Source organism: Leisingera sp. ANG-M1, from assembly GCF_000813745.1.
Lineage (GTDB): Bacteria > Pseudomonadota > Alphaproteobacteria > Rhodobacterales > Rhodobacteraceae > Leisingera.
The window spans coordinates 70,626-97,133 of record NZ_JWLC01000001.1; the positions used below are offsets into that span (position 1 = coordinate 70,626).

Sequence of the window (26,508 nt, forward strand, 5' to 3'; positions counted from 1 at the left end):
CATTTCCGGCCCAGCGTTTCCCCATGTTTCCAATCCGAGATCACAATCCTTCCGGCCGCACGCCCTATGTCGTCTACGCGCTGATGGCAGTGAATATCCTGGCCTATATTTACTACACTGCCAGCTTTGCCTCGCCCCGCGCGCTGGCCGTTTTCTATGACACCTATGCAGTGGTGCCGGCCGAGATCAGCCACGGTTACGGGTTCGAGACCCTGTTCACCTCGATGTTCATCCATGCAGGGCTAATGCACCTGGGCGGCAACATGCTGTTCCTGTGGATCTTCGGCGACAACCTGGAGGATGAGATGGGCCATCTCCCCTTCCTCCTCTTCTACCTCGCCAGCGGCATCGGCGCCGGGCTGATCCATGTGCTCTCGGCCCCCGGCTCCTGGGTGCCCACGGTCGGTGCCTCCGGTGCCATCGCAGGCGTCATGGGCGGCTACCTCCTGATGTTCCCCAAGGCCCGCGTCGATATCCTCTTGGTGCTGATCATCTATTTCCGCATCTTCACCATCCCTGCATTCATCATGCTGGGCCTGTGGCTGGCGATGCAGTTCTTCGGAGGCCTCGGTTCCGACCCCGACCAGGGCGGCGTTGCCTATTGGGCCCATGCCGGAGGCTTTGCGGTGGGGCTGGTCCTCTGCCTGCCCCTATGGCTGCGCCGCGGAGGTCCTGCGTTTTGGAACAAGACCCACGGGCAGCCGCCGCATCCGGAGAACGAGTACGAATACTCCGCCAGCCGCATCCCCAAGCTGCCGCGTAAGAAGCCGCGTCCGGGGCCCTGGGGGAAGTGAAACCCAGCAGCTTTCCGAAATTTTAATCTCTCAAACCGTTAATGCGTCTCTTACTGCCATCTGTCAGGCATTTCATTGTAGCAAAGGATCCGTACAAACTCCTCTGCACTCTGCTCAACCCTTCCTAAAACACGATCTTCAATCGAAACGTTCGGGCTGGCAATTCCTTGAAGAGTATACTTGCCATCACTCAATACTCCCAAAAATGTTCTGAAGTCGTCTTCGAGCCCGCCAGAATTCATGGCCTTGACTTCACCGCAAGTACGCTCGACCGTTTTTCCATTTGAGTAGGTGAGACGGGTTTTGCGAATACCTCGAAACTCAGCAGTTTCTGGATGAATGAGAGCCGATCGGGTAACGCTTTCAACTTCTCTCTTTTCTGCAGCTGAAATCGGAAGGTTTTGCACAGTAGTGACGCTCGTGCACGCCGTCAGACCCAACACAGACAAACAGGTCAAGAAAAGGGATTTCATCGGTTTCCTATACGCATTCTATTCAATGAACAGGAAGTTACGTGCCTCTGGCTCGTTATGAAAGCCCTTGCTTCTGGCAATTCGCCAAGAAAGTGCACAAACTCGGGAGTGCCGTACATCAACAAAGGAAGCACCATTGAAGCAGCTCAAAGCCACCTGCCACTGCGGCGCCGTTGAGATCGAGGCGGAGTTTCCTGAAGGCCTCGCCTCTGCGGCGCGTTGCGACTGTTCCTTCTGCCGCCGCCGCGGGGCGGCTGCCGTCACCGCCATTGCCGCCAGCCTCAAGGTGCTGAAGGGGGCGGAGAACCTCAGCCTCTACACCTGGGGCACCCATACCGCGAAACACTTTTTCTGCAAGACCTGCGGCATCTACACCCACCACCAGCGCCGCTCCGACCCCAAGGAATGCGGCGTCAACCTGGGCTGTATCGAAGGCGCCAATCCGCGGACGCACCCGGAAACCTATGGCGAGATTCCTTGGAACGACGGGGTGAATCATCCGTCCGACAGGTAGCGCTGGGGTCAGTTCAGCGCCAGCACACGCTGGGTCAGCCGGTCCAGGACCGCACCGATGCCTTCGCCTTCACTGATCTGCGGCAGCGAGGGGGTCAGCCCCTGCTCCGCCTCCCGCGCGGCAACCAGCTTTCTTGCATGTTCCCCAGCGGCCCGGAAATCTCGGGTCTCCGCCAGCGCCTCCACAATGAAGGCCCGGCCCCAGTCGGTGAACTCCTGGCTGTCCCTGCAGCCAAAGGAATTCCTGTCCGCCGCGGACGCGGTCAGCACCAGGCGGCCGGGGCCCTCCAGCTCATCCACAAAGGAGCCGGAATAGCAGGCCGAGATCACCAAAACCGCGTTCTGAATGCCGGAAGCGTCCAGCGCTGCGGCAACTTCCCGCGACGTGAGGTCCCCCTCGCTCAGGCCGTAAAACGAGGTCGAGATGGTATCGGGCATCCCATGCGAGGTCAGGAAGATCAGCGCCACATCCTCTGCCGGGTTCATGCGGCTGGCCAGCGCCTGCAGGGCCTGGCTGAGGTTGGTCCGGTTGAGAAGCGGCCGCCCCGCGGGCAGCAGCTTCTGCGCCCCCAGCCGCATCACACGGCCCTTGGCATCATAGCTTCGGGCCAGCAGCGCGGACATTGCCGCAACTTCGCGCTGGAAGACTTCCTGATAAGGTGTTCCGGCGCCGACGATGGCATAGAGATCCACCTGCCCCGGCTCCTCCGCCCGCAGCGCCTCCGCCTGTTTCGCAACCATGCCCGCTTGGATGGGATAGATCACCTCGGGGTCCGGGAAGGACCAATCCGGCACTCCATCTTCGCCAGCATAGTCTTCACCGCCGGCGCCATAGGTTAAAAAATAGCCGGTCTCAAAGATATACGGTGTCGCCATCGCCTGAGCAGCCGCCAGGGCTGCAACACAAAACCCTGGAAAGGCGCGTCGCAATGCGCCCTCGGCCAGCAGGCAAGTCACGGCTATAAGCCCCGGCAGGTTTCCGGCTGAAACGCTCAGCCAATAGGTCCACGCTTCAGAAGCACCCGCCGCCCCCAGGCCGAAAAAGAGCATCATGATTAGAACATTGCCTGCGGCACTGGCCGCAAAAGCTGCCACCAGCAGCGGCCCGGCCTGCGCCCCTTTGCCAAACAGAAGCGCTGCCAGCACCAGCGTTAGCACCCAAGCTGCTGAAATCCCCAGGTTGAGCTGCACCCCGTATATGTCAAGCGCAACCGTGTAGCTGCCGGCCGCAGCAAAGAAGCCGTATTGGATCAGCACCGTGATTGCGAAGTAAAGCGCGATGGCGGCCAGCACGTCGCCGGGCCGCCCGGTAATGCCCTGGGCCGGACGCCGCCAGACGCACAGCTGCAACGCGGCCAGCGCATTCATCAGGGGGTTCCGTTGACGCTGCCACGGAGACAGGGTTCTGGAGCCGAACGGCCGGTCAACCCGGGCTTCACCAGAAGGATGGGGTGTATCAGACATGCCCGAGGCTTAGACCGCAATTGCGGCCGAACTGCGGCCTTCCAGAACTTGTTTACTTGCCCGCGAAAACAACCCTAACGTTACAACAAACGCGCCCCAATCAGGGCGCGCTCGATCGCGGCCTCGTAGGATCTTCAGATCAGCCGCGGATCACCTTGGCGAAGTTCTCAAAAATCGGCTCGTTCGAACACAGCACAGAACCGCTGTCGATGATGCCCGCTTCCGGGTCGATCGCCTCGGCCAGACCGCCGGCCTCTTTCACGATGATGATGCCAGCGGCCAGATCCCAGGCGTTCAGGCGGCGCTCCCAGAAGCCCTCATAGCGGCCAGCCGCCACATAAGCCATGTCCAGCGCGGCAGAGCCCCAGCGGCGCACGCCGGCGCAGGCAGGCATGATACGGGCCAGGTCCTGCAGCGTCAGCGGCAGGTCGGAGCGGCCGCCGAAGGGAACGCCAGTGGCGAAGATGGACTCGATCATCCGGTGGCGGCCCGAGACACGGATGCGGGTGTCGTTCATCCAGGCGCCCGCGCCCTTCTCGGCAAAGAACATCTCGTCCTTGGCAGCGTCATAGATCACGCCGGCGACGATCTTGCCCTTGTGCTCCAGCGCGATGGAGATCGCCCAATGCGGCAGCCCGTGCAGGAAGTTGGTGGTGCCGTCCAGCGGATCGACGATCCAGCGGCGGGTCGGGTCTTCGCCCTCGATCTCGCCGCCCTCTTCCGCGATCCAGCCATAGGTCGGGCGGGCGTTGCGCAGCTCTTCCTTGATGATCTTCTCAGCGGCGATGTCGGCCTTGGAGACAAAGTCGCCCGCGCCTTTCATCGACACCTGCAGGTTCTCCACCTCGCGGAAGTCTTTCACCAGGGAACGGCCTGCCTTGCGGGCGGCCTTGATCATCACATTGAGGTTTGCGCTGCCAATCATGTCTGCAGAATCCTGTCAGGTCGGGGAGATGCCGGGTCAATGCGTGCCTATACGCCCCCTGCCCCCGCTTGCCAAGGGGTTATACTGCCAGGAGTCTAACAGGATTGACGTCCCGTCAAAGCCCGGCCGCCAGTTGAAATCCCGGCAGGCGGCGCTCAAACTCCGGCACAAGCAAACAAAGGAATCCCCCCATGACCGGACAGATGCAGCGCATTGTGCTGGCAAGCCGCCCCGAAGCCCAGGCCAGCGAAGAGAACTTCCGCCTTGAAGCGCTGGACTTGCCCCAGCCCGGTGAAGGCGAAGTGCTTGTAAAAGTTCACTATATGTCGCTGGACCCCTATATGCGCGGCCGCATGAACGCAGGCAAATCCTACGCTCCGCCTGTCGAAATCGGAGAGGTCATGACCGCAGGCGGTGTGGGTGAAGTGCTTGCCTCCAACAGCCCCGGTTTCAAGCCCGGCGACTTTGCCCTGGGCATGTTCGGCTGGGCCAGCCATGCCAGTGCCAAGGCCTCGGAGATCCGCAAGCTAGACCCGGGTATGGCACCGCTCACCACCGCGCTTGGCGTTCTCGGCATGCCGGGGTTTACCGCCTGGCATGGCTTGCAGGCGTATGGCCAGCCCAAAGCCGGTGAAACCCTGGTGGTTGCGGCCGCCACCGGCCCGGTTGGTTCAATGGTCGGGCAACTGGCAAAACAAGCAGGCCTGCGCGTGGTCGGCGTCGCGGGCGGCGCGGACAAGTGCAAGCTGGCGGTTGAGACCTTCGGCTTTGACGCCTGCCTTGATCACAGCGCCTATGCCAGCGCCGAAGCGCTCAGCGAGGCGCTGGCGGCGGAGTGCCCGGACGGCATCGACATCTATTACGAAAACGTCGGCGGCAAGGTGCTGGAAGCAGTCCTGCCCCTGATGAACAACTTCGGCCGCATCCCGGTCTGCGGCATGATCGCCTGGTACAACAGCGCCGAAACGGATCTGACCGCGCCGGCCATCTGGCGTTCTGTGCTGACCAAATTCCTGTCCGTGAACGGCTTCATCATTTTCAACCACTACGACCGCTACCCGCAGTTCCTGCAGGACGTTGCCCCCAAAATCTCCAGCGGCGACATCAAATACCTGGAGGACATTGCCGAAGGCCTGGAGAACGCGCCCAAGACCTTCCTGTCGATGATGCAGGGCGGCAATACCGGCAAGCAGATCGTCAAGCTGGTCTGATCCTGGCCGCAAGGCCGCAGTATTGCGCAACCGCGCGGAGCGGGCACGGAAGCCGGAACGGCGCCAGGCCGCTCCGCGCTTCGCCACGCACCCCGCCTATTGATGCTGCAGCTTGCGCGCCTCGACCTTGGCGAGCCGGATCAGCTCCTGCATATAAGGCTTTTCCCGGTCCTCGGTCCGGATCGCCGCATACAGCCGCCGGGTGATGCCTGATTTGGTCAGCGGGCGGGTCACATAGTCCGAGGAATATTTCACCTCCCGCACCACCCAGTCCGGCAGTGCCGACACGCCGCGGTTCGAAGCCACCAGCAGCAGGATCACTGCGGTCAGTTCCACCTGCCGGATCGAGGCGGGCTCAACCCCGGCCGGGATCAGCAACTGGCTGAACACGTCCAGCCGGGTTTTCTCCACCGGGTAGGTGATCAGGTTCTGGCCGACGAAATCCTCGGCCTCGACATAGGGCTTCTCTGCCAAAGGATGCTGAGCCGAGGCAACAAACACCGCATTGTAATCAAACAGCTCGATAAACTCGACGCCGGCGATGTCCTCGGGGTCGGAGGAGACCACCAGATCCACCTCCTCTTTCTGCAGCGCGGGCAGCGCGTCAAAGGCAAGGCCGGGGCGGATATCCACATCCACATCGCCCCAGTTCTTGCGGAACCCCTCAAGCACCGGGAACAGCCATTCGAAACAGGCGTGGCATTCGATGGCGATATGCATCCGGCCGGTGTTGCCCTCGCGCAGAGAGGAAAATTCCGCTTGCGCTGCCTCCACTTGCGGCAAAACCTGTTCCGCCAGCCTGAGCAGGCGCAGCCCCGCCGGTGACAGTTTCATCGGCTTGGAGCGGCGGATGAACAACTCGACACCCGCCTGCTCCTCCAAGCCCTTCACCTGATGGCTCAGCGCGCTTTGGGTGATGTTCAGCTGCTCCGCAGCCCTTGCCAGCCCGCCGGCCTCGTGAATGGCCTTGATGGTGCGGAGATGGCGGAATTCGATGTGCATCCTATCAGATCGCTCATGTTGTTCTTGAGAATTATGAAATTGTCTCACAATGCTGCGCATGCAACAAGAGGCGAAATCAACCTAGCGAGAGACCTGAGATGACGACGCCCAAGATTTCCTTTGAATTCTTCCCGCCGCAGAATCTCGAAGCCTCCTTCCGGCTTTGGGACACCGTGCAAGTCCTCGCCCCGATGGACCCGCGGTTTGTGTCCGTGACCTATGGCGCAGGCGGCACCACCCGCACCCTGACCCGCGATGCGGTGGCAACGCTGCACAAATCCTCCGGCCTGAACGTGGCGGCGCATCTGACCTGCGTAAACGCCTCCAAGGCGGAAACGCTGGAGATCGCCGACCAGTTCGCCGAGGCCGGGGTGACCGAGATCGTGGCCCTGCGCGGCGACCCGCCCAAGGGCGAAGGCAAGTTCACCCCGCACCCCGACGGCTTCTCCAACTCGGTGGAGCTGATCAAGGGGCTGAAAGCGCGCGGCAACTTCAACATAAAGGTCGGCGCCTACCCGGACCGCCACCCGGAGGCCGCCGATCAATCCGCCGATGTGGAGTGGCTGAAGCGCAAGCTGGATGCCGGTGCGGACGAGGCGCTGACCCAGTTCTTCTTCGAGGCCGAGACCTTCTTCCGCTTCCGCGATGCCTGCGAGAAGGCCGGGATCGACGGCAGCAAGCTGACCCCCGGCATCCTGCCGATCGAAAACTGGAAAGGCGCCCGCAACTTTGCCAAGCGCTGCGGCACCATCATCCCGGATTGGGTCGAGAACGCCTTTGACAAAGCTCTGCGCGATGACCGCGAAGAACTGCTGGCCACAGCACTTTGCACCGAGCTGTGCTCGGACCTGATGGAGGGCGGTGTGGACAAGCTGCATTTCTACACGCTGAACCGGCCCGAGCTGACCCGCGACGTCTGCTTTGCCCTGGGCATCACCCCCAAAGTGGCTCTGTCGAACGTGGCGTAAGCGTTGCACCCATGGCTGCGCGGTTTCTAATGGAGGGGACTTCCCCGCCAAGGACCCCCGCGCCATGTACTACGCCACAAAACCTGCCGACCTGCTGACAATGGAGCAGATCACCCGGATCTCCGGGCTCGAGTTCATGCAAGGTATTCTGGACGGCCGCCTGCCCGGCCCGCCGATTGCCGAAACCCTTGGCTATCATCTGCACAGCGTAGAAGACGGCCAGGTGGTCTTTCGCGGCACGCCGGAATTCCATGTCTGCAACCCGATGGGCACCGTGCACGGTGGCTGGTACGGCACGCTTCTGGACAGCGCCATGGCCTGCGCTGTGATGACCAAGGTTCCGCAGGGCTCGGTCTATACAACGCTGGAATACAAGATCAACATTCTGCGGCCGATCCCGCTGGGCACTCAGATCGACTGCACCGGCACCATTGACCACGTGGGCCGCTCCACCGGCATCGCCCATGGCGAGCTGCGAGGCGTGGACGACGGCCGCCTCTATGCAACTGGCTCCACCACCTGTATCGTGATGCAGATCGCCCCCAGGTAACAGCGCCGACTCCGGCCTTGCTGCCCGTCTGCATGCCTTTATGCTGCAGCGTGCAACCTGCCCTGCCGGAAAAGGACTGTCCATGCCGCCCAGCAGCTTCGCCCGCGCCGCCACCGCCCGCATTCAAGTCCTTGCCCCCGCCAATGAGCTGGACTTCCTGGACACTCAGTCCGTTGTCCTGCCCAAGCCGCTGACACCGCTGGAAGCCTGGAATCTGATGCACGCCCGCCCGCTGCCGGGCCTGAAACTGGCCTTCTGGCTGCGGGACACGGTCTCGGCCTGCTTCGGTGTCAAACGCATCGGCGGATTTTCCGGCCAGCCGCGCACATCTGTGCAGGCCGGAGACAAGCTGGATTTCTTCCTGGTGGAGGCGGTGTCGGACACGGTCCTGACCCTCACCGTGCGGGACAGCCATCTGGACGTGATGACCTGCCTCACCGTCAACAGCGGCGTGCTGTCCATCACCTCGTCAGTCAAGACCCACAACTGGTTTGGCCGCATCTACATGATCCCAGTCCGCCCGGCCCATAAGCTGATTGCGGCCGCATCACTGAAACGTCTGCAGCATCAGGAATCCAGCTAAAATTGCGGCTGTGGACTTTCCCTCTGGCCACCCTCCAAGGAAAAGAAAATTGAACCTCAGGCCGTTCTCGCGGGTATTTCTGGCATCGCTCGCATGTCTGACCATTCTGGCGGTCTGCAACAACAGGACTCACACAGCCCGCGCCGACTTAGGGGCAGGCAAGCGGGTCAGTATGTCGATTAGGGCAATGTTTGGGATCCACAGCGACTGGCACCGGAAACTCCGCATCTCTAACGGACTGAAAAGCGAAACAGTCCGCCTGGACGGGGACACAGGCTGGTGGCGCGGATCAAACCTCTATCTGCACAGCTCAGGCCTCTATGTGCTCCACGAAGGACAGGCCGGCTGCTTCAGTTTTGACTTGAACCGTGTGGGTGTTGAGCAGCCCAGCCCCATTCTGTGTCGGAAAGCAAGCGAAGTTAGAACGCCAGGGCTGCCTCCATCCAAGAACGGATACCCGCAGTCTCATTTCTATGAAAACCTGTACTACATAGGGCATTTCAATGAAACGGCGCGGAAAGGCGGACAACGGGCACTCTTTACCCCGCACGCCAGCACACCCGAGCCGGAACTGCCTGACGTTCTATAATCCTTACTGCATCCGCGCATGGAAGCGGACCATCAGGTCTTGGAAGCCGTAGCCCCCCAGGCTGCAGCCGCCCCCTTTTCCGAAGCGGCGCTGACACTGCTGTGCAGACGCTCGCTGCCGTCCAGCCCGACCCGGCGGCGACTGCGCAGCAGGAAGATCTTGCCCCAGCCCCGCCAGGTGCCGACTGACGGGGCGCTGGGATCCACCGGGAACCGCATCCGCCAGTCCAGCGGCAGCGGCAAACCCCGGTCCTCAGCCTTTTCCAGCATCCAGACCAGGGAAAGATTGGCCTTGGGACGGGCCTCTTCGTAGCCGCCAAGCTGGCCGCCGATATCGCCATGGGCGCCGCGGAACCAGACCTGCTCCATCCGTCCGGTCCAGCCTTCCGGGCAATCCCACAGCACCGGCTTGAACACATCGCGCGTTTCATCCATCGCCAGCGCGTGAAAGCCGCTTTTGACATGGTGGCCCAGGTGGTGGTTGTGGAAATTATGCCGGTTCTCCGCCCAGCGCCACAAAAGCGGCAGCCGCAGGCCCAGCGCCTTGACGGTGTCCCAAACCCCGACCATCTCAATCTCAACCTCGTCATGGCAATGCGCCTGAGTAAAGGCGCCGGCGGTCTTGGACCGCCCGTTCAGCCGGTAATGGCGGTAAGCGGTGCGGATATTGCGGACGGTGGCGTGCTCTGCCGTCAGCAGGCCAATGCGGTCAATGACACCTGCCAGCGAGCGCACCGCATAGGCGCCGCGGGAGTAGCCCAGCAAATAGATCTTGTCGCCGGGCCGGTAGCGCGAAGCGAGATAGCCATAGGCGCGGCGGATCTGGCGGTTGATGCCCCGCCCCATCATCACATCCGGCGCGCTGCCCCAGCCTTTCCATTGCACACCGGATTCATAGAAAACCGAGACCTGCCCGCCCATCTCCCGGCACAGCTTGTAGGCTTGCCCGGCGTGGGTTTCGTGGCCCTCCTCCAGCGTCGACATGGTGCCGTCCAGGATGATCACATGGGCATGCGGCCCGCGCAGCTTGGTTTCGCCGGAATGCTCCGAGCGCAGCGGCCGTCCCAGCCACCCTAAAACCCTTTTACTCAGCTGCGTCAGAAACATCCCTAAGCACTTCCCAAATCCTCAGCGGGGTGAACGGCATGTCCACCTGCCGTACGCCGCGGTCCCAGACCGCGTCCTGCACCGCGTTTGCCACAGCAGCCAAAGCGCCGACGGTGCCCGCCTCGCCGCAGCCTTTCATCCCCATCGGGTTCTGTGTCGAAGGCACCGGCTCGGAGGTAAATCCAATCATGGGGACGCCATCTGCGCGCGGCAAGGCATAGTCCATGAACGATGCCGTGAGCAGCTGGCCGTCCCCGTCATAGACGACGCGCTCCAGCATGGCCTGTCCCAGTCCCTGCGCAACCCCGCCATGCACTTGACCCTCGGCCAGCATCGGGTTGATCAGATTACCAAAATCGTCAACTACAGTGTAGCGCTCCACGGCGGAATGCCCAGTCTCCGGATCGATCACGACCTCGGCAACATGGGCGCCGTTCGGAAACGAGCGCCCCGGCAGCCGGGCCCGCGCCGCGTGACGCTGCAAATCGAGCCGCCCTTGCGCGCGGGCCATCTCTGCCGCCTCCAGCATGGTGGGCGTCAGATTTGACCCGGGAGCCCGGAAGGTTTCGCCGTCAAACTCGACTGCATCTTCCGCAACCCCCATTTCTTCTGCCAGGAAGGGCGTAAAGGCGGCAATCATCGCGTCCACTGCCGCCAGCGTGGCATTGGCCTGGGTGGTGACCGAGCGCGAACCGCCGGTGCCGCCGCCCTGGGCGATGCGGTCACTGTCGCCCTGGATCACCTGGATATTCTCCGCCGGGATACCGCTCTGGTCGGCAAGGAACTGGGCGTAGACGGTTTCATGCCCCTGCCCGTTGCTTTGCGTGCCGACATAGATATTCACCCGGCCCTCCTCCAGAAACTCCACTTCCGCGCCTTCTGAAGGATCGCCCAAAATGCTTTCGATATAGTAACACAAACCCACGCCCCGGTACTTGCCGCGTTTACCATCTTCGGCACGCCGGGCAGCGAATCCCGCAATATCAGCCTCTTGCGCGGCACGGCTTAAGACTTTGCTAAAATCCCCTACATCATAGGTCTCCCCGGTCACGGTCCCATAGGGGAATGCCGCAGGTTTGATGAAGTTGCGCCGCCGCAGCTCCCAGGGGTCCACGCCCAAATCGCGCGCGGCCCGGTCCATGACGCGCTCCAGTACATAAATCGCCTCCGGGCGTCCGGCACCGCGGTATGCGTCAACCTGGGTGGTGTTGGTATAGATCCCCTCCACCTGCAGCCAGGCGGTCTGGATGTCATAGACACCTGCTAGCACCCGGCTGAACAGCTGGGTTTGGATCGGCTGCCCGAAATGCGCGTTATAGGCGCCAAGGTTGCAGCGGGTTGTCACCCGGTAGGCGGTGATCTGCAGATCATCGTCAAAGGCCAGCTCCGCCAGCGAGGTCAGATCGCGGCCGCCATTGTCACTCAGCATCGCCTCGGTGCGGTCTGCAATCCAGAAAACGGGGCGGCCAAGGGTGCGGGCGGCATAGGCCACGGCGAAATACTCCGGATAGGCAAAGGCCTTCATGCCAAAGCCGCCGCCGACGTCGGGGATGGTGACCTTCACATCCGCCTCATCCAGTCCCAGCTTGGCAGACATCTGGGACTTCAGCCCCCAGACACCCTGCCCGCCGAAGCAGAAGTGCAGCCTGCCGTTCTCCCATTCGGCAAAACAGCCGCGCGGTTCCATCGAGTTCACGATGATCCGGTTGTCCTCAACCTGCAGCGCAATAGTATGGGCAGCGCTCCGGAAGGCTTCTTCCGTCGCCGCCTCATCCCCCGTGCCCCAGTCAAAAGCCTTGTTGTCCGGGACATCATCATGCAGCGCTTCGCCGCCCGGCATCAAATCCATCTTCACCGTCAGATCATCGATATCCAGCTCGATCAGTTCGCCCGCATCGCGCGCCTGCTCCAGCGTGTCCGCGATCACCACAGCCACCGGCTCACCCACATAACGCACCCGGTCGCGCGCCAGCATCAGCCGCTCCGGCGACGCACCGTCCGAGCCGTCCCGGTTTTTGACCGTCACACCGTCCATGCAGACATCGACGCCAGCCGCTTCCAGATCTGCGAGAGTGATGACCAATTGGACGCCATCGCTCTCGCGGGCATCCTCCACATTCAGCGCCGTAATCACCCCATGCGCCACCGGGCTGCGCAGCACCCAAGTACGCAAGGCCCCAGCGGGGGCGGCGTCCTCGATGTAGCGTCCCTGGCCGGTCAGGAAACGGGTGTCCTCAACCCGTTTTACCGGCTGGCTCTTTCCGAATTTTTCCATGCTCGCCCCCTATCCCGCGCTGGCTGGTGTTCCGGGGCGAGACTACTGTTAGCTGGCCGGTTGTCCAGCCAGCTCGATCACCGTCGCCACGTCAGAAAGACCGTAGCCGTTGAACTGCGTGCTCATGGCCGAGGAATAGGCACCAAGCCCCGGGAACAGTACATAATCGCCCGTCGCCGCATCACAAGGCAGCGGCAGCCCGTCGGGCAGCCGGTCAAGGCTGTCGCAGGTCGGCCCGAACACCACCCGCGGCTGGCGGTCGCCTGCACGGTGCTTGCCATCGGAGGAGACCACCTCCACCCGGCCCGGCAGACCCATATCGCGGATGTCCACCAGCCCGCCGTAGATACCATCGTTCAGGAATACGACCTCGCCGTCCTTGCGCATCCCCTTGATACGCGCGGCCAGAGTGAAGCTTTCGGAAACCATCGCCCGGCCCGGCTCGCAGATCAGAATGGGACGGTCGGCGCCAAAAGCCTTGTCGGCCGCTTTTTCAATCGCGGCAAAGACCTTCTCCAGATCGGGCGCCTCGCCATCGCGGTTGGCGGCAAAACCGCCGCCGACATTCAGGCGGGCAATCTGAACACCGGCTTCATCAACAATCTTCTTTGCGGCGTGGATATATTCCACCCAAGCCGCCTCATCCTCGCACTGGGTGCCCGGGTGGAAGCACAGTGCCGGGGTCCAGCCCTTGGCCGCCACTTGCTTCAGCAGTTCCACGGCCTCTTCCGGTGCCGCCCCGAATTTGCTGCCAAAGTCATATGCCGCCCCCGCCACCGGCAAGGCAAAGCGCACCGCCAGCTCGCAGGAGCGCGGCACCGCGTCCAGCTTCTCCAGCTCGCTCAGCTCATCCACCGACCAGCTGGCCACACCATGCTCGATCCCGGCAGCGATCTCTGCCTCCGACCGCATCGGGTTATTGTAGTGCATCACCGCATCGGGGCTGGCGGCACGTACGGCCTCCATCTCGGCGGGCGAGGCCACATCAAAGGCGGTGATCCCCGCGGCCACCAGATTAGACAATACAGCGGGATGCGGGTTGGCCTTCACCGCATAGGTAACCAGCCCTGGAAACCCGCTGCGGAACCGCCGCGCCACCTCATGCAGCACCCGCGGAGAGAAATACAGGATCGGGTGATCCGGCGCGCTGCGGGCCAGGTGGGATTCAGGCGAAAGCCAAAGCGGAGGAATCTGCTGCATCGGGTAACCCTCATTCGTTTTTCATATTTTCCGGGAATTTCCCGTCGATATCGCTTGGCACTTCGCTTATAGTGACGAAAATTTTCGTCATATCGCAGGCCACACATGCAAACCGACGACACCGATCAGCGCCTTGTCACCCTGCTGCGCGAAAACGCCCGCCGCCCGGTAGCTGAGCTCGCCCGCCATCTGGGCCTCGCCCGCACCACCGTTCAAGCGCGGATCGAACGGCTGGAGTCCACCGGCGTGATCACCGGCTATACGCTTAAATCCTCCGCTGCCGCCCGGCCGCCGCTGCAGGCGACGGTGCTGATGTCGATCGAGCCGCGCTCCGGGCCGGAGGTACTTGCCCGCCTGCGCAGCCTGCCGGGGGTGGAGGTGGTTCACACGACCTCGGGCCGGTTCGACTTGCTGGCCCAGGTGGTGGCGCAAAGCACAGCGGAACTGGACGACACCATCGACCATATCGCAGAGGCACGGGGGGTGCGGTCGTCGGAAAGCCTGATCCATCTGGCGACTAAGCTGGACCGGACCGGGCAATAGACGCTTCCGGTTACTCAAGTTTCGCGCGGCGGCACGCCGGGCAGCGCCTGACCTTCCCCCCTGTAATGGCGCTACACGCCTCCCCAAGGTCAGCAGGCGCCGCGCTCAGATGCTAGGCTTCAAACCATCCGCACATAATCCAGCAGCCAGTCCCGGAACAACCGGGCTGCCGGGCGCATGGCGCTGCGGTCCGGATAGACCAGGTGGTAGGCCTCCTGCCCGGGCACGGAAACCTCAGGCAAGCACGGTACCAGCCCGGCTGCCTTCATCGCCGTACCGGATGCAGGGGCACGGGCCAGCGCAATACCAACACCCTGCGCCGCCAGTTCGGCGGCCATCAGCGAATTATCGGCAAAGAAGTAGCGCGCCTGCCCGTGCGGCAGCCGCAGATGCTCAAACAGCTGTACCCAGCTGGCACGGTGCGTCGACACTTCAATCAGCGGGAATTGAAACAGGTCTTGCGGCGTTTGTATTTGCGCCGCAACCTCTGGCGGCGCGACCGGGTAGAGCGCCTCGCGCAGCAGCTCGTCGCTGTCAGTCCCGAACAAAGCGGGATTTCCGAACACGATCTGCAAGTCCGTAAACCGGTTGGCAAAATCCGCAGCCATATTGCCGGTACTGAGCGCAAGATTGACCTGCGGATGCGCGGCCTGAAAGTCCGGCAGCCCCCGCGCCAGCACCCCATGGGCAAACAGCAGCACTGACTGCACAAACAGCCGCTGCTCGCGGCTCTCGCCGAACAGCCCGGTGGTGGCGGTCTCCAGCATCAGCAGCGACTGCTGCACCGAAGGCAGATAGGCCCGCCCCGCCTCGGTCAGCGTCACGGCGTGGGCATGGCGGTGAAACAGCGGCGTGCCCAGCTGCGTCTCCAGCGCCTTCACCTGCTGGCTGACGGCAGCAGCCGACATGTTCAGCTGCGCCGCCGCCCGGGCAAAGCTTTCGGTGCGCGCTGCCGCCTCGAAAACGCGCAGCCAGTTGAGAGAGGGAATCCGTGTCGCCATGCGCACAGGCTAAGCTGAACTTAGCCTTACCGGCAAGACATACCGTTCTGAGAATTTCCGCCGCCGCCCTAACCTCACAGCCAGCGAACAGAGATGCGCCTCGCGCAGCCTCACCCAACCAGCCAGATGAGAGACGAGACATGACAAGTCCCGCCAACGCGCCGCGCCCCAAGCGCAAGATTTGGAACTTCACCCCGCAGCTGCCGATCCAGACCTCCCCCTATTGGGACTGGCCGATGAAGCCGCTGGCCACGATTAAATACCTGCTGCAAAGCTGGAACCCGCTGGCGCTTCGGGCGCTGTTGCTGGTCTTTGCCATCATCACCTGGAGTTTCTTCACTCCATCCCTGGATCGCATCGCCACGCTCAGCTGGGACTGGGTGGCGGAGATCTGGTTCCGCAACTTCTGCATCCTGATGGTGGTGGCCGGCGGTCTGCACCTGGCGCTGTGGAAATTCCGCACCCAGCAGGACGAATACCGCTATGACATGCGCCCGATGATGAAAGGCGCCAAGGTCTTCACTTTCAAGAACCAGGTCTGGGACAACATGTTCTGGACCCTGGGCCCGGCGCTCACCTTCTGGACCTTCTGGGAGAGCTTCATCCTATACGCCTATGCCAACGGCTGGGTCACTATGATCACGCTGGACGAGAACCCGGTCACCATGATCCTGATGACCCTCTTCATTCCGATCTGGGCAGGCTTCCATTTCTACTGGCTGCACCGGCTGCTGCATGTGGGCGTGCTTTATACCAAGGTGCACGCCTGGCATCACCGCAACATCAACACCGGCCCCTGGTCCGGCCTGGCGATGCATCCGGTCGAAAGCTTCTTCCTGATGTTCGACACCATGATTTTCTTCCTGCTGCCGTCGCACCCGGTCCTGGCGATCTTCCTGCTGTTCCACCACGGCATCGGCGCCCCGACCTCGCACGCAGGCTTTGAGAACATCAAGTTCGGCAACAAGGCCAAGTTCCTGGTCGGCGACTTCTTCCACCAGCTGCATCACAGGTTCTTCGACTGCAATTACGGCACCTGGGAGACACCTTGGGACAAGTGGTTCAACACCTTCCACGACGGCACCGACGAGGGCAACGAAATGGTCAAGGAACGCCGCCGCAAAATCTGGGCTGCCGAGTAAGCACACACCACAGCACACACTGCCGGGCCTTTAGAGGCCCGGCTTTCCTATTTGAAAGACAGGGGAAAACGATGAAAAACATCTACACCTTCGGCCGCCGTCCGGCGCAGCGCAACTATACCGTCCGGGACCTGATCAACCTCAAGAAAACCGGCGAGCGCCTGACCATGTGCAACCCCGCCAACGAGGCCGAGATCCAGGCCTGCGTCGATGCAGGCATTGACTTGCTGACGCTGTGGGACGTGCATCTGGACATGGCCCGCGAAATCGCCCCCACCCATTTCGCCGGCACGGCGATGAACTGGGGCCAGTTCGCCACCAATGACGAGATCATGCGCCACGCCATCGACTGCATGGAAAACGGCGCTGACATGTATTTCACCAACCGATCCTATGACGTGGTGGAGATGCTGGCCAAGGAAGGCATCCCGGTGCAGGTGCATATGGGGCTGGTGCCCTCGCTCAGCCACTGGTGCGGCGGCTTGCGCGCCTTTGGCCGCACCGCAGAAGAAGCGATGCAGATCCATGACACCTTCAAGCGCTACGAGAACGCCGGCGCCTTTGCCTGCGAGATCGAATGCGTGGCCGAGGATACATTGCGCCTTTTGAACGGCCAGACGTCGATCGTGACCATCTCGCTGGGTTCCGGCAACGCAGGCGACGTGATCTTCCTGTTCATGGCCGACATCTGCGGCGAAGCGGAGAACCCGCCGCGCCACGCCCATGCCTTCCGAGACCTGGGGCGGCTGCACAAGCAGATGTACCAGGAGCGTGTGGAAGCGCTGCAGGAGTTCCAGTCGGAAGTGCGCGCCAAAAACTTCCCCTACAAAGCACAGGCGATTTCCATGCACGATGGCGAACTGGAAAAGCTGCACGAAGCGCTGGACAAGCTGTAACTGGCGCTAATGCAGTGCGCGCCGAATGGCGCACGCTGGTTTCAGCGCCTGCGGCGCGGGAGTTGGGTATTTTTGACCAGAAAGAAGACGCAAGCGAAGCGCCCTTGCCCGCTGGCCGTCCGTCCGCCAAGGGATAATCATGCCAGGAGCAAGGGCAGCTTCTTCCTGGTGCGGTCATCGGCTCCCCAGCCTGTACCGCACAAGGAGAGTGCGCCGATTCTGGTTAACGAAATCCTGCCGCTTCTTTCTGGTCTTAAATACCCAATAGCGCTCCAGCAGCCCCAGACGGGACGCTTGCAGCAAAATCCGCCTTCCCCTTCCCGGCCCCATTGGGTAATTGATCGCCCAACTGCATGAGGGATCACGAGCGATGGCGATGGAAAAGACGTTCAACGCAGGCGAGGCCGAAAGCCGCCTGTACAAGGCCTGGGAAGAAGCCGGCTGCTTCAAGTCGGGCGCAAATGCCAAACCCGAGGCCTCCGCCTATTGCATCATGATCCCGCCGCCAAACGTGACCGGCGTGCTGCACATGGGTCATGCCTTCAACAACACGCTGCAGGACATCCTGATCCGCTGGAAGCGCATGCAGGGGTTCGACACCCTGTGGCAGCCGGGCACCGACCATGCCGGCATCGCCACCCAGATGGTCGTGGAGCGCGAGCTGGCCAAAACCCAGCAGCCCTCCCGCCGGGAACTGGGCCGCGAGAAGTTCCTGGAGAAGGTCTGGGAATGGAAGGAAAAATCCGGCGGCACCATTGTCGAGCAGCTGAAACGCCTTGGCGCCTCCTGCGATTTCTCCCGCACCGCCTTCACAATGGCAGGCGCGCAGGGCGACACCCGCACCGGCCACGAGAACTCCCCCAACTTCCACGACGCCGTGATCAAGGTCTTTGTGGAGATGTACAACAAAGGGCTGATCTACCGCGGCAAGCGGCTGGTGAACTGGGACCCGCATTTCGAAACCGCAATCTCCGACCTTGAGGTCGAAAACATCGAAGTCGCCGGCCACATGTGGCACTTCAAATACCCGCTCGCAGGCGGAGCCACCTATACCTATGTGGAGAAGGACGAAGACGGCAACGTCATCCTTGAGGAAGAGCGCGACTATATCTCCATCGCCACCACCCGCCCCGAGACCATGCTAGGCGACGGCGCGGTGGCTGTGCACCCCTCGGACGAACGCTATGCGCCCATCGTCGGCAAGCTGTGCGAAATCCCGGTTGGCCCCAAGGAGCACCGCCGCCTGATCCCGATCATCACGGATGAGTACCCGGACAAGGACTTCGGCTCCGGTGCGGTGAAGATCACCGGCGCGCATGACTTCAACGACTATCAGGTTGCCAAGCGCGGCGGCATTCCGATGTACCGCCTGATGGACATGCGCGGCCAGATGCGGGCGGACGGCGACAGTTATGAGACCGCTGCCACCCTGGCCATGGCTGTGGCCAAGGGCGAGAAGACCCTGACCGAGAATGAAGCCGACGCCGTCAACCTGGTGCCGGAGAACTTGCGCGGTCTGGACCGGTTTGAGGCCCGCAAACTGGTGGTGGAGCAAATCACCAGCGAGGGCCTGGCGGTGATGGTCAGCGAGACCAAAACTGTCAAAGGCGAGGACGGCGAGGAGACGCAAGTCACCGAGACCGTGCCTTACGTCGAGAACAAGCCGATCATGCAGCCCTTCGGCGACCGCTCCAAAGTGGTGATCGAGCCGATGCTGACTGACCAGTGGTTCGTGGACGCGGAAAAGGTTGTCGGCCCGGCGCTGGATGCAGTGAAGAACGGCGATGTGAAGATCCTGCCGGAAAGCGGCGAGAAGACCTATTACCATTGGCTGGAAAACATCGAGCCCTGGTGCATTTCGCGCCAGCTGTGGTGGGGCCATCAGATCCCGGTTTGGTATGGTGAAGGCTTCAATCAGTCTGAAGACAATCCTACCGGCACCGAAACACTTTGTGCGGCCTCTTTCGAAGAGCTTCGCTCAATACTGATCGCTCGGTTTGGCTGTAGTGACGTCGTTGAGGTCACAGTCAAGCCGGATGACAGCGGGCGCGAAAACTATGCAAATCCAATGGATGTGTACCTGTCCAACTTGAAAACCATCAAAGAAGGCACAGGGAAACTCTTTGTTCATCGCGACCCCGATGTGCTGGACACCTGGTTCTCCTCCGGTCTCTGGCCGATCGGCACCCTGGGCTGGCCGGAAGACACCGCCGAGATGCAGAAATACTTCCCGACCTCGACCTTGGTCACCGGTCAGGACATCCTGTTCTTCTGGGTTGCCCGGATGATGATGATGCAGCTGGCGGTCGTGGATCAGATCCCCTTTGACACCGTCTACCTGCATGGCCTTGTGCGTGACGCCAAGGGCAAGAAGATGTCGAAATCCACCGGCAACGTGGTGGACCCGCTGGAGATCATCGACGAATTCGGCGCCGACGCGCTGCGCTTCTCCTCCGCTGCAATGGCGGCACTGGGCGGCGTGCTGAAGCTGGATATGGAACGCCTCAAAGGCTACCGGAACTTTGGCACCAAGCTGTGGAATGCGGTGAACTTTGCCCATTTCAACAACGTCTATGACGAGAACGTCCCGGCCTATGCCTGCCCCGATGCACAGGCCGCGGTGAACCAGTGGATCATCGGCGAGACCGCCAAGGTGCGGGTGGAAGTGGACGCAGCGCTGGAGGCCTACCGCTTCAACGACGCGGCCAATGCGCTGTATGCCTTTGTCTGGGGCAAGGTCTGCGACTGGTACATCGAACTTTCAAAACCGCTGTTCAATTCGGACGACGAGGCGGTGATCACCGAGACCCGCCAGACGCTGGGCTGGGTCCTGGATCAGTGCATGATCCTGCTGCACCCGATCATGCCCTTCATCACCGAGGAGCTGTGGGGCAACACCGCGAAGCGCGACAACATGCTGGTGCATGAAGACTGGCCGGCCTACGGCACTGAGCTGGTCAATGCGGACGCGGATGCCGAAATGAACTGGGTGATCACCGCGATTGAAAACATCCGCTCCACCCGCGCGCAGATGCATGTGCCTGCGGGCGCAAAGATCCCGATGGTGGTGACCGAGTTCTCCGCTCAGGCGCGCAGCGCGTGGGAGAAGAACGAGGCGATGATCCAGAAACTGGCCCGCATCACATCTCTAGAGCAGGTGGAGAGCTTCCCGAAGGGCTGCGCTTCAGTGGCTGCCCCCGGTGCTTCCTTCGGCCTGCCGCTGGCGGATGTGATCGACGTGGACGCTGAAAAGGCGCGCCTGGAGAAAACCCTGGGCAAGCTGGCCAAGGAGCTGGGGGGCCTGCGCGGGCGGCTGAACAACCCGAAATTCGCGGCCTCCGCGCCGGAAGATGTTGTTGCGGAAGCCAAGGCCAACCTCGCCGCGCGCGAGGAGGAGGAAGCCAAGGTCAAGGAGGCGCTTGCCCGCCTGGCCGAGATCGGCTGATCCCGCCAAACACAGAGATTGGAGCGCCCGCCCTTCCGGCGGGCGTTTTCATTTTTCACGCAGGCCTTTGAAACAACCGAAAAATCCTGGGAAACGGGGAAATTCTTAACATCCGCCCCATTGTCTTTGACGCGGTTTTGTATCAGCCTGCGCTCAACCATAAAATGCAGGGACACAAACGCCATGCCCAAGGGATACTGGGTAGCCCACATCGATGTGGACGATGCCGAGCGCTACAAGGACTATGTTGCCGCCAATGCTGCGCCTTTTGCGCAATACGGCGCCCGTTTTCTGGTGCGCGGAGGCCAGAAGGAAGTCCGCGAAGGCCAAATGCGCGCCCGCACCGTAGTGATCGAATTCAAGGATTTCGAAACCGCAAAAGCCTGCTATGATTCCGTGGCCTACCAGGACGCCAAGGCCTTGCGCGATCCGGTGTCCGCTGGTGATATGGAAATCATCGAAGGCTACGGCGGCTGATGCTGCCTGCACTTCTGCCCGGGGTCCGCTAATGCCACTGCTCAAGAAATTCTTCCAAGCCTTCCGCCCGTCCGAGCCGCCGGCTCTGCCGGACCCGGACGCGGAACTGGCTTTGGGGGCACTGCTGGTGCGTGTGGCGCAGTCGGACCGCGATTACCAGCTGGAGGAGATCAGCCTGATCGACCGGATCCTGGCGCGGCTTTACCAGCACAACGCCATCGAGGCCGCCAAGGTGCGCGCCACCTGCGAAAAGCTGCACATGGCAGCCCCCGAGACCGACACCTTCGGACGGCTGATCCGCGAGACCACGGGCCTTGAGGAACGCCTGGCGGCGCTGGACGCGCTGTGGGAGGTGGTGCTGGCCGACGGCAATGAGCACCCGGGCGAAATCACCATTGTCGAGGACGCCCGCAAGGCGATGGGCCTGTCCTATGCCGACAGCCAGAAGGCCCGCGCCCGCGCGACCGAGAAATTCACCGGCAAGGCAGCCGACGTGCAGGAGGATAGCTGATGTTCAAGGAACTCCTGCACAAGCTGCTGGAGCCTGCGCCTGCGCAGCTGGATGACGAAGGCGCCCGGATGGCGCTGACCGCGCTCTTGGTGCGCATTGCCCGCTCCGACAACAACTACTCGGAGGTGGAGAAGGACCGCATCGACCGCATCCTGGGCGCCCGCTACGGGCTGGATACCGGCGGCGCGCTGATCCTGCGCGAACAGGCCGAGGCGATGGAGGCCGAAGCGCCGGACACCGTGCGCTTCACCCGCGCCATCAAGGACGCCGTCGCCTATGAGGACCGCACCGGCGTGATCGAGGCGCTGTGGCAAGTGGCGCTGGCCGATGGCCGGCGCGATGCAAATGAAGACGCGCTCCTGCGGCTGTCCGCCAGCCTGCTGGGAGTGTCGGATATGGACAGCGCTCAGGCGCGCAAACGGGCAGAGGCTGCTTTATGATTGCTCACCTAGGAATGTACGACCGGCCCGAGACGGCCGAGGCAAATGACCGGTTCTGGGCTTCGGTCCGCGAACACCTGGGCGGCGGCCCCGAGGCCCTGACCCGCGGCGCCGATTTCTGGGAAGTGTGGAAGTCGCCTGATCTGCTGCTGTCGCAGACCTGCGGCTGCCCCTACCGCACCCGCCTGTACGGCGAAGTCGAACTGGTCGGCACTCCGGATTATGGCCTGCCCGGCTGTCCTCCCGGCTATTACAACAGCGTCTTCGTCGCCCGCAGCGAAGACGCGGGCAAGCCGCTCAGCAGCTTTGCAGGCCGCCGCATGGCCTATAACGAGGGGCTGTCGCAGTCCGGCTGGGCCGCGCCGATGGTGCATTTGAACGACCGCAGCATCCTGCCTGGCGCACTGGTGGAAACCGGCGGCCACAAAGCCTCGGCCGAGGCGGTGGCAGAGGGCCGCGCCGATTTTGCCGCATTGGATGCGCTGACGTGGGAACTGGTCAAGGAATACGATGCCTTCGCCGCCGGGCTGACCGAGGTTGAGCGCACCGAGCCGACCCCCACCCTGCCCTATATCACCGCCCTTGGCGGCGATGCCGAAGCGCTGTTTGCCGCCATTGAATCCGCCATTCGCGGGTTGGACGAAGAGACCCGCAGCCTGCTGCATCTGAAAGGCCTGGTGAAAATTGCGCCCAGCGACTACCTGGCGGTGCCAACACCGCCCGGCCCGGTGCTGACCGAACAGCGCATCCGTGCCGCCGAGCTGACGTAACGCCCCCTTCCAAAATGGCGGTTACCCCCGCCATTTTGACGCCTGCCATGCCGACTTGTGCGGTTTGAACGTTGCATTCGGTCTTTTTTTCGGTCCAATAAGAACGAATTTCCACTCACAGGGACAGACACACCTTGACCGATACACCGCCCGTTCTGCAAATCCGCGGCCTGCATAAATCCTATGGCGAGCTGGAAGTGATCAAAGGCGTCGACATCACTGCCCGCAAGGGCGACGTGGTCTCGCTGATCGGGTCTTCGGGATCGGGCAAGTCCACCCTCCTGCGCTGCTGCAATCTTCTGGAGGACAGCCAGCAGGGCGAAATCCTGTTCAAGGGCGAGCCGATCACCTGGGCCGGCCAGGGCCTCCACCGCCGCCCCGCCGACGCCAAGCAGGTCCTGCGCATCCGCACCAATCTTTCCATGGTGTTCCAGCAGTTCAACCTGTGGGCCCATATGACCATTCTGCAGAACGTGATGGAGGCCCCGGTCACCGTGCTGGGCCGCGACAAGGCAGAGGTTGAGGAAAAAGCCCGCCACTACCTGGCCCAGGTCGGCATCGGCGACAAATGCGATGTTTATCCCGCACAGCTCTCTGGCGGCCAGCAGCAGCGCGCGGCGATTGCCCGCGGGTTGTGCATGGAGCCCGAAGCACTGCTGTTCGATGAACCCACCTCTGCGCTCGACCCCGAACTTGAGCAGGAGGTCATCAAGGTGATCAAGGACCTCGCTTCCGAGGGCCGCACCATGCTGATCGTAACCCACGACATGAAAATGGCGGCGGATGTCTCCAGCCACGTGGTGTTCCTGCATCAGGGGCTGATCGAAGAAGAAGGCTCTCCGGACGAAGTCTTTGGCGGCACCCGCTCGGAACGGCTGCGCGCCTTCCTGTCCTCGACCCGCCACGCACACTGACCATAACAACAAATTCCAATAACCAATCAGAACGGGAGTAAACATATGAAATCTCTGATTCTCGGCACCGCCGCCCTGGCGCTGACCGCAGGCATGGGCCTGGCGGACACCGTACGCCTGGGCACCGAAGGCGCCTATGCGCCGTGGAACTTCGTGAATGACGCCGGCGAGATCGACGGCTTTGAGCGCGAGCTGGGCGATGAGCTGTGCAAGCGCGCCGAACTGACCTGCGAATGGGTCAAGAACGACTGGGATTCGATCATTCCGAACCTGGTGTCCGGCAACTACGACACCATCATCGCCGGCATGTCGATCACCGACGAGCGTGACGAAGTCATCGACTTCACCCAGGCCTACACCCCGCCGGATCCGTCCGCATACCTGGCCCAGTCCGCCGATGTTGACCTGGCCGGCGGCGTGATCGCAGCCCAGGCCACCACCATTCAGGCTGCTTTCATCGCCGAGCAGGGCTGGACCCTGGTTGAATTCGCAACCCCGGAAGAAACCGTTGCCGCCGTGCGCAGCGGCGAAGCGGATGCGGTTCTGGCCGACAACAGCTTCATCGACACCATGGTCGGCGACGGCCTGGTCAAGCTTGAGCGCACTGAATCCATCGGCGGCGGCGTTGGCATGGGCTTCCGTGAATCCGACGCGGACCTGCGCGGCAAGTTCGACGCGGCGATCCAGTCGATGAAGGACGACGGCACGCTGAACACCCTGATCGCCAAGTGGGAAGTGGCTTCCCAGTGGTAATCTGATCCGCTGATCGGATCTGCAGGCCCGCGCGCCGTAGCACGCGGGCCTCATTCATTCTCTTCCGGCCGTAACGCGGCCGGGCGCGGCCCGAGAAAGACAGGCTCATACATGTTTTCCTATTGCACGGACCCATCCACGCTTGAGGGGCTGAGCTGGCTCAGCTGCTACCTGACCACAGGCAAGCATATGAACCTCTATATCTCGGTCTTTGTGGTGCTGGTGCTGCTGGCCATCACCGCCCCGGTTGCGCTGTTGTTCGGCTTTGGTGCCGCCAGCGCCGCCCGCTCCAAATTCCTGCCGCTGCGCTGGTTCGGGATGGGCTACACCAGCATCGTGCGCGGCGTGCCGGACATTGCCTTCTTCCTGTTCTTCGTCATCGCGCTCGACCAGGCGTTTGAGTGGATGCGCCACAAGGTGAAATGCCCTGACTGGGATCAGCCGGTCCGCCAGGGCATCGATTTCGTGGTCTGCGACGCGGCCAAACTGCCGCTGTCCACCGCTCCGCAATGGGTGCATGAAACCTACGGCTTCTTCCTGGCCGTGCTGACCTTTTCCATCGTCTTCGGCGCCTTTGCAGCCAACGTGCTTTACGGCGCTATGCGCGCTGTTCCCCGCGCCCAGATCGAAACCGCCGAGGCCTATGGCATGACGTCCCGCCAGGCCTTCTGGCGCATCCTGGTGCCGCAGATGTGGGTCTATGCGCTGCCCGGCCTGTCAAACCTCTGGATGGTGCTGATAAAGGCCACTCCGCTGCTGTTCCTGCTGGGGGTTGAAGACATCGTCTATTGGGCGCGCGAACTGGGCGGCACCAAGACCGCCAGGTTCACCGACTACCCGCACCCCAACTGGCATGTCTGGTACTTCGCTGCGCTGCTGGTCTTCTACCTCTGCTTCACCAAAGTGTCCGAGGTCGCCCTGGACCGCATCATGAAGCGCCTGACCAAAGGCCAGGCCACCGCAGGCGGCGAAGCACAAAGAAAGGCAGCGGCATGAGTTGCGTTGAAACCATCCAGGCCTATGCCTTCCGCTCCCTGGGCTTTGGCGAGCGCCTGCTGCCCAAAGGCGAGTACACCCTGTGTGAGCACTTCACCCTGATCGGCTCCGGCATGATCTGGAACGTCTACTTCGGCGTTCTGGCCCTGCTGACCGGCTTTTTCCTGGCGGTTGCGCTGGCCGTCGGCAAGTCCAGCGCCAACCCGATGTGGCGCAAGCCCGCGGAGTGGTTCATCTTCGTGTTCCGCGGCAGCCCGCTGTTCATCCAGTTCTTCTTTGCCTACGCCTGCTTTCTCAGCCTGAAAGGCGTCTCCGGCTTCTTCGACCCCTTCACCTCGGCCTGGCTGGGTGCGCTGATCGTGCTGTTCTGCAACACCGCGGCCTACTCGGGCGAGATCTTCTATGGCGCGCTTTTGTCGATTCCCAAGGGCGACATCGAGGCCGCCGATGCCTATGGCATGACCGGCTGGACCCGCTTCCGCCGGATCACCTTCCCGACCATGATGCGGCTCGCCTGGCCCGCCTATACCAACGAGGCGATCTTCCTGTTCCACGCTACCACGCTGGTGTTCTTCTCGGGCTTCCCGGCCTGGCGGCAGAAGGGCGATGCGCTTTATTACGCCAGCTATTTTGCGGACAAGACCTTCAACCCCTTTGTCCCCTACCCGATCCTGGCCTTCTACTTCATCCTGCTGACGCTGGTGATCATCTCGATCTTCGGATTCGTGAACCGGCGCCTGAACAAGCACCTGCCGCAAGAGCGGCGCAGCAAGACCAAGCTGAAGCTCAACCTGATCCGCTAACGCAAAATGGCTCCTCCGGGAGCCATTTTTTTGCCCCCTCCGCCTCAGCGGTAGGAATCCACACAGATTGGAACCGTCGGAAACGCCAAATTCTCCTGAGAAATCCACGTCAAACAGCACCGCCTCGAACTTTTGATCAAATTATCTTGGCGAATGGACTTCCT

At 62.1% G+C, this 26,508-nt stretch carries 26 protein-coding genes; 18 read left to right on the top strand and 8 right to left on the bottom strand.

Features of this window, described 5'->3' with window-relative positions:
* Positions 1-23: 23 nt before the first annotated feature.
* Positions 24-794: a rhomboid family intramembrane serine protease gene (locus tag RA19_RS00395; RefSeq protein ID WP_039158502.1), complete on the top strand. Its 771-nt coding sequence runs from the start codon at positions 24-26 to the stop codon at positions 792-794.
* A gap of 50 nt (positions 795-844) precedes the next feature.
* Here RA19_RS00395 and RA19_RS26400 read toward each other — a convergent pair whose 3' ends face one another.
* A complete protein-coding gene (locus RA19_RS26400) occupies positions 845-1,267 on the bottom strand; it encodes a hypothetical protein (protein WP_152615648.1) in 423 nt (140 codons plus the stop codon).
* A 136-nt stretch (positions 1,268-1,403) separates the two neighbouring features.
* On the opposite strand from RA19_RS26400, the gene RA19_RS00400 reads away from it, so the two are divergent.
* Positions 1,404-1,781, top strand: coding sequence for a GFA family protein (locus RA19_RS00400; RefSeq protein ID WP_039158504.1), 378 nt, complete (start codon positions 1,404-1,406; stop codon positions 1,779-1,781).
* An 8-nt stretch (positions 1,782-1,789) separates the two neighbouring features.
* Here the strand turns inward: RA19_RS00400 and RA19_RS25595 are convergent, their stop codons facing one another.
* Positions 1,790-3,244, bottom strand: a complete 1,455-nt coding sequence (locus RA19_RS25595; RefSeq protein ID WP_082020418.1) for a C13 family peptidase — start codon at positions 3,242-3,244, stop codon at positions 1,790-1,792.
* Between the two features lie 139 nt (positions 3,245-3,383).
* On the bottom strand, positions 3,384-4,169 hold the full coding sequence (locus RA19_RS00410) for an inositol monophosphatase family protein (RefSeq protein WP_039158506.1): 786 nt from the start codon (positions 4,167-4,169) through the stop codon (positions 3,384-3,386).
* A 191-nt stretch (positions 4,170-4,360) separates the two neighbouring features.
* Here RA19_RS00410 and RA19_RS00415 point away from each other — a divergent pair, with 191 nt between their 5' ends.
* Positions 4,361-5,380: an NADP-dependent oxidoreductase gene (locus RA19_RS00415; RefSeq protein WP_039158508.1), complete on the top strand. Its 1,020-nt coding sequence runs from the start codon at positions 4,361-4,363 to the stop codon at positions 5,378-5,380.
* A gap of 96 nt (positions 5,381-5,476) precedes the next feature.
* Here RA19_RS00415 and RA19_RS00420 read toward each other — a convergent pair whose 3' ends face one another.
* The gene (locus RA19_RS00420) at positions 5,477-6,382 is read right to left on the bottom strand and encodes a LysR family transcriptional regulator (RefSeq protein ID WP_039158510.1); all 906 of its coding nucleotides are present in this window, start codon (positions 6,380-6,382) and stop codon (positions 5,477-5,479) included.
* 98 nt (positions 6,383-6,480) lie between these two features.
* On the opposite strand from RA19_RS00420, the gene metF reads away from it, so the two are divergent.
* The 3 genes from metF to RA19_RS00435 all read left to right on the top strand — a co-directional run bounded on the left by metF (position 6,481) and on the right by RA19_RS00435 (position 8,483).
* Positions 6,481-7,350: a methylenetetrahydrofolate reductase [NAD(P)H] gene (gene metF, locus RA19_RS00425; protein ID WP_039158512.1), complete on the top strand. Its 870-nt coding sequence runs from the start codon at positions 6,481-6,483 to the stop codon at positions 7,348-7,350.
* A gap of 64 nt (positions 7,351-7,414) precedes the next feature.
* Positions 7,415-7,900 (top strand): PaaI family thioesterase, encoded by a 486-nt coding sequence (locus RA19_RS00430; protein WP_039158514.1) that lies wholly within the window; start codon positions 7,415-7,417, stop codon positions 7,898-7,900.
* A gap of 82 nt (positions 7,901-7,982) precedes the next feature.
* Complete coding sequence (locus RA19_RS00435; RefSeq protein WP_052261584.1) at positions 7,983-8,483, top strand: DUF2867 domain-containing protein; 501 nt, start codon at positions 7,983-7,985, stop codon at positions 8,481-8,483.
* A gap of 621 nt (positions 8,484-9,104) precedes the next feature.
* Here the strand turns inward: RA19_RS00435 and RA19_RS00445 are convergent.
* From RA19_RS00445 to RA19_RS00455, 3 genes are read right to left on the bottom strand one after another with little or no spacing between them, the layout of a single operon-like run.
* The gene (locus RA19_RS00445; RefSeq protein WP_039158518.1) at positions 9,105-10,178 is read right to left on the bottom strand and encodes a DUF2235 domain-containing protein; all 1,074 of its coding nucleotides are present in this window, start codon (positions 10,176-10,178) and stop codon (positions 9,105-9,107) included.
* Positions 10,156-12,453 (bottom strand): xanthine dehydrogenase family protein molybdopterin-binding subunit, encoded by a 2,298-nt coding sequence (locus RA19_RS00450; protein WP_039158520.1) that lies wholly within the window; start codon positions 12,451-12,453, stop codon positions 10,156-10,158. Before RA19_RS00450 ends, RA19_RS00445 begins: the two co-directional genes overlap by 23 nt.
* A 48-nt stretch (positions 12,454-12,501) precedes the next feature.
* Positions 12,502-13,653: a type III PLP-dependent enzyme gene (locus tag RA19_RS00455; protein ID WP_039158522.1), complete on the bottom strand. Its 1,152-nt coding sequence runs from the start codon at positions 13,651-13,653 to the stop codon at positions 12,502-12,504.
* Positions 13,654-13,758: 105 nt separating this feature from the next.
* On the opposite strand from RA19_RS00455, the gene RA19_RS00460 reads away from it, so the two are divergent.
* Positions 13,759-14,196, top strand: coding sequence for an Lrp/AsnC family transcriptional regulator (locus RA19_RS00460; protein ID WP_039158524.1), 438 nt, complete (start codon positions 13,759-13,761; stop codon positions 14,194-14,196).
* A gap of 119 nt (positions 14,197-14,315) precedes the next feature.
* Here the strand turns inward: RA19_RS00460 and RA19_RS00465 are convergent, their stop codons facing one another.
* Positions 14,316-15,197, bottom strand: coding sequence for a LysR family transcriptional regulator (locus RA19_RS00465; RefSeq protein WP_039158525.1), 882 nt, complete (start codon positions 15,195-15,197; stop codon positions 14,316-14,318).
* A gap of 140 nt (positions 15,198-15,337) precedes the next feature.
* On the opposite strand from RA19_RS00465, the gene RA19_RS00470 reads away from it, so the two are divergent.
* The 11 genes from RA19_RS00470 to RA19_RS00520 all read left to right on the top strand — a co-directional run bounded on the left by RA19_RS00470 (position 15,338) and on the right by RA19_RS00520 (position 26,344).
* A complete protein-coding gene (locus RA19_RS00470; protein WP_039158527.1) occupies positions 15,338-16,339 on the top strand; it encodes a sterol desaturase family protein in 1,002 nt (333 codons plus the stop codon).
* Positions 16,340-16,410: 71 nt separating this feature from the next.
* On the top strand, positions 16,411-17,235 hold the full coding sequence (locus tag RA19_RS00475; protein WP_039158529.1) for a 3-methyl-2-oxobutanoate hydroxymethyltransferase: 825 nt from the start codon (positions 16,411-16,413) through the stop codon (positions 17,233-17,235).
* A gap of 370 nt (positions 17,236-17,605) precedes the next feature.
* A complete protein-coding gene (locus tag RA19_RS00480; protein ID WP_039158531.1) occupies positions 17,606-20,680 on the top strand; it encodes a valine--tRNA ligase in 3,075 nt (1,024 codons plus the stop codon).
* Positions 20,681-20,863: 183 nt separating this feature from the next.
* Complete coding sequence (locus tag RA19_RS00485) at positions 20,864-21,157, top strand: DUF1330 domain-containing protein (RefSeq protein ID WP_039158532.1); 294 nt, start codon at positions 20,864-20,866, stop codon at positions 21,155-21,157.
* A 37-nt stretch (positions 21,158-21,194) separates the two neighbouring features.
* Positions 21,195-21,668, top strand: coding sequence for a tellurite resistance TerB family protein (locus tag RA19_RS00490; protein WP_039158687.1), 474 nt, complete (start codon positions 21,195-21,197; stop codon positions 21,666-21,668).
* Entirely contained in the window at positions 21,668-22,108 is a 441-nt protein-coding gene (locus tag RA19_RS00495) for a tellurite resistance TerB family protein (protein ID WP_039158534.1), read from the top strand. Before RA19_RS00490 ends, RA19_RS00495 begins: the two co-directional genes overlap by 1 nt.
* Entirely contained in the window at positions 22,105-22,878 is a 774-nt protein-coding gene (locus RA19_RS00500) for a phosphate/phosphite/phosphonate ABC transporter substrate-binding protein (RefSeq protein WP_039158536.1), read from the top strand. The genes RA19_RS00495 and RA19_RS00500 overlap by 4 nt, the downstream gene beginning before the upstream one ends.
* A 134-nt stretch (positions 22,879-23,012) precedes the next feature.
* On the top strand, positions 23,013-23,792 hold the full coding sequence (locus tag RA19_RS00505; protein ID WP_039158538.1) for an ABC transporter ATP-binding protein: 780 nt from the start codon (positions 23,013-23,015) through the stop codon (positions 23,790-23,792).
* 45 nt (positions 23,793-23,837) lie between these two features.
* The gene (locus RA19_RS00510) at positions 23,838-24,545 is read left to right on the top strand and encodes a transporter substrate-binding domain-containing protein (RefSeq protein WP_039158541.1); all 708 of its coding nucleotides are present in this window, start codon (positions 23,838-23,840) and stop codon (positions 24,543-24,545) included.
* Positions 24,546-24,656: 111 nt separating this feature from the next.
* Complete coding sequence (locus tag RA19_RS00515) at positions 24,657-25,541, top strand: ABC transporter permease (RefSeq protein WP_039158543.1); 885 nt, start codon at positions 24,657-24,659, stop codon at positions 25,539-25,541.
* A complete protein-coding gene (locus RA19_RS00520) occupies positions 25,538-26,344 on the top strand; it encodes an ABC transporter permease (protein WP_039158545.1) in 807 nt (268 codons plus the stop codon). Before RA19_RS00515 ends, RA19_RS00520 begins: the two co-directional genes overlap by 4 nt.
* Positions 26,345-26,508 lie beyond the last annotated feature (164 nt).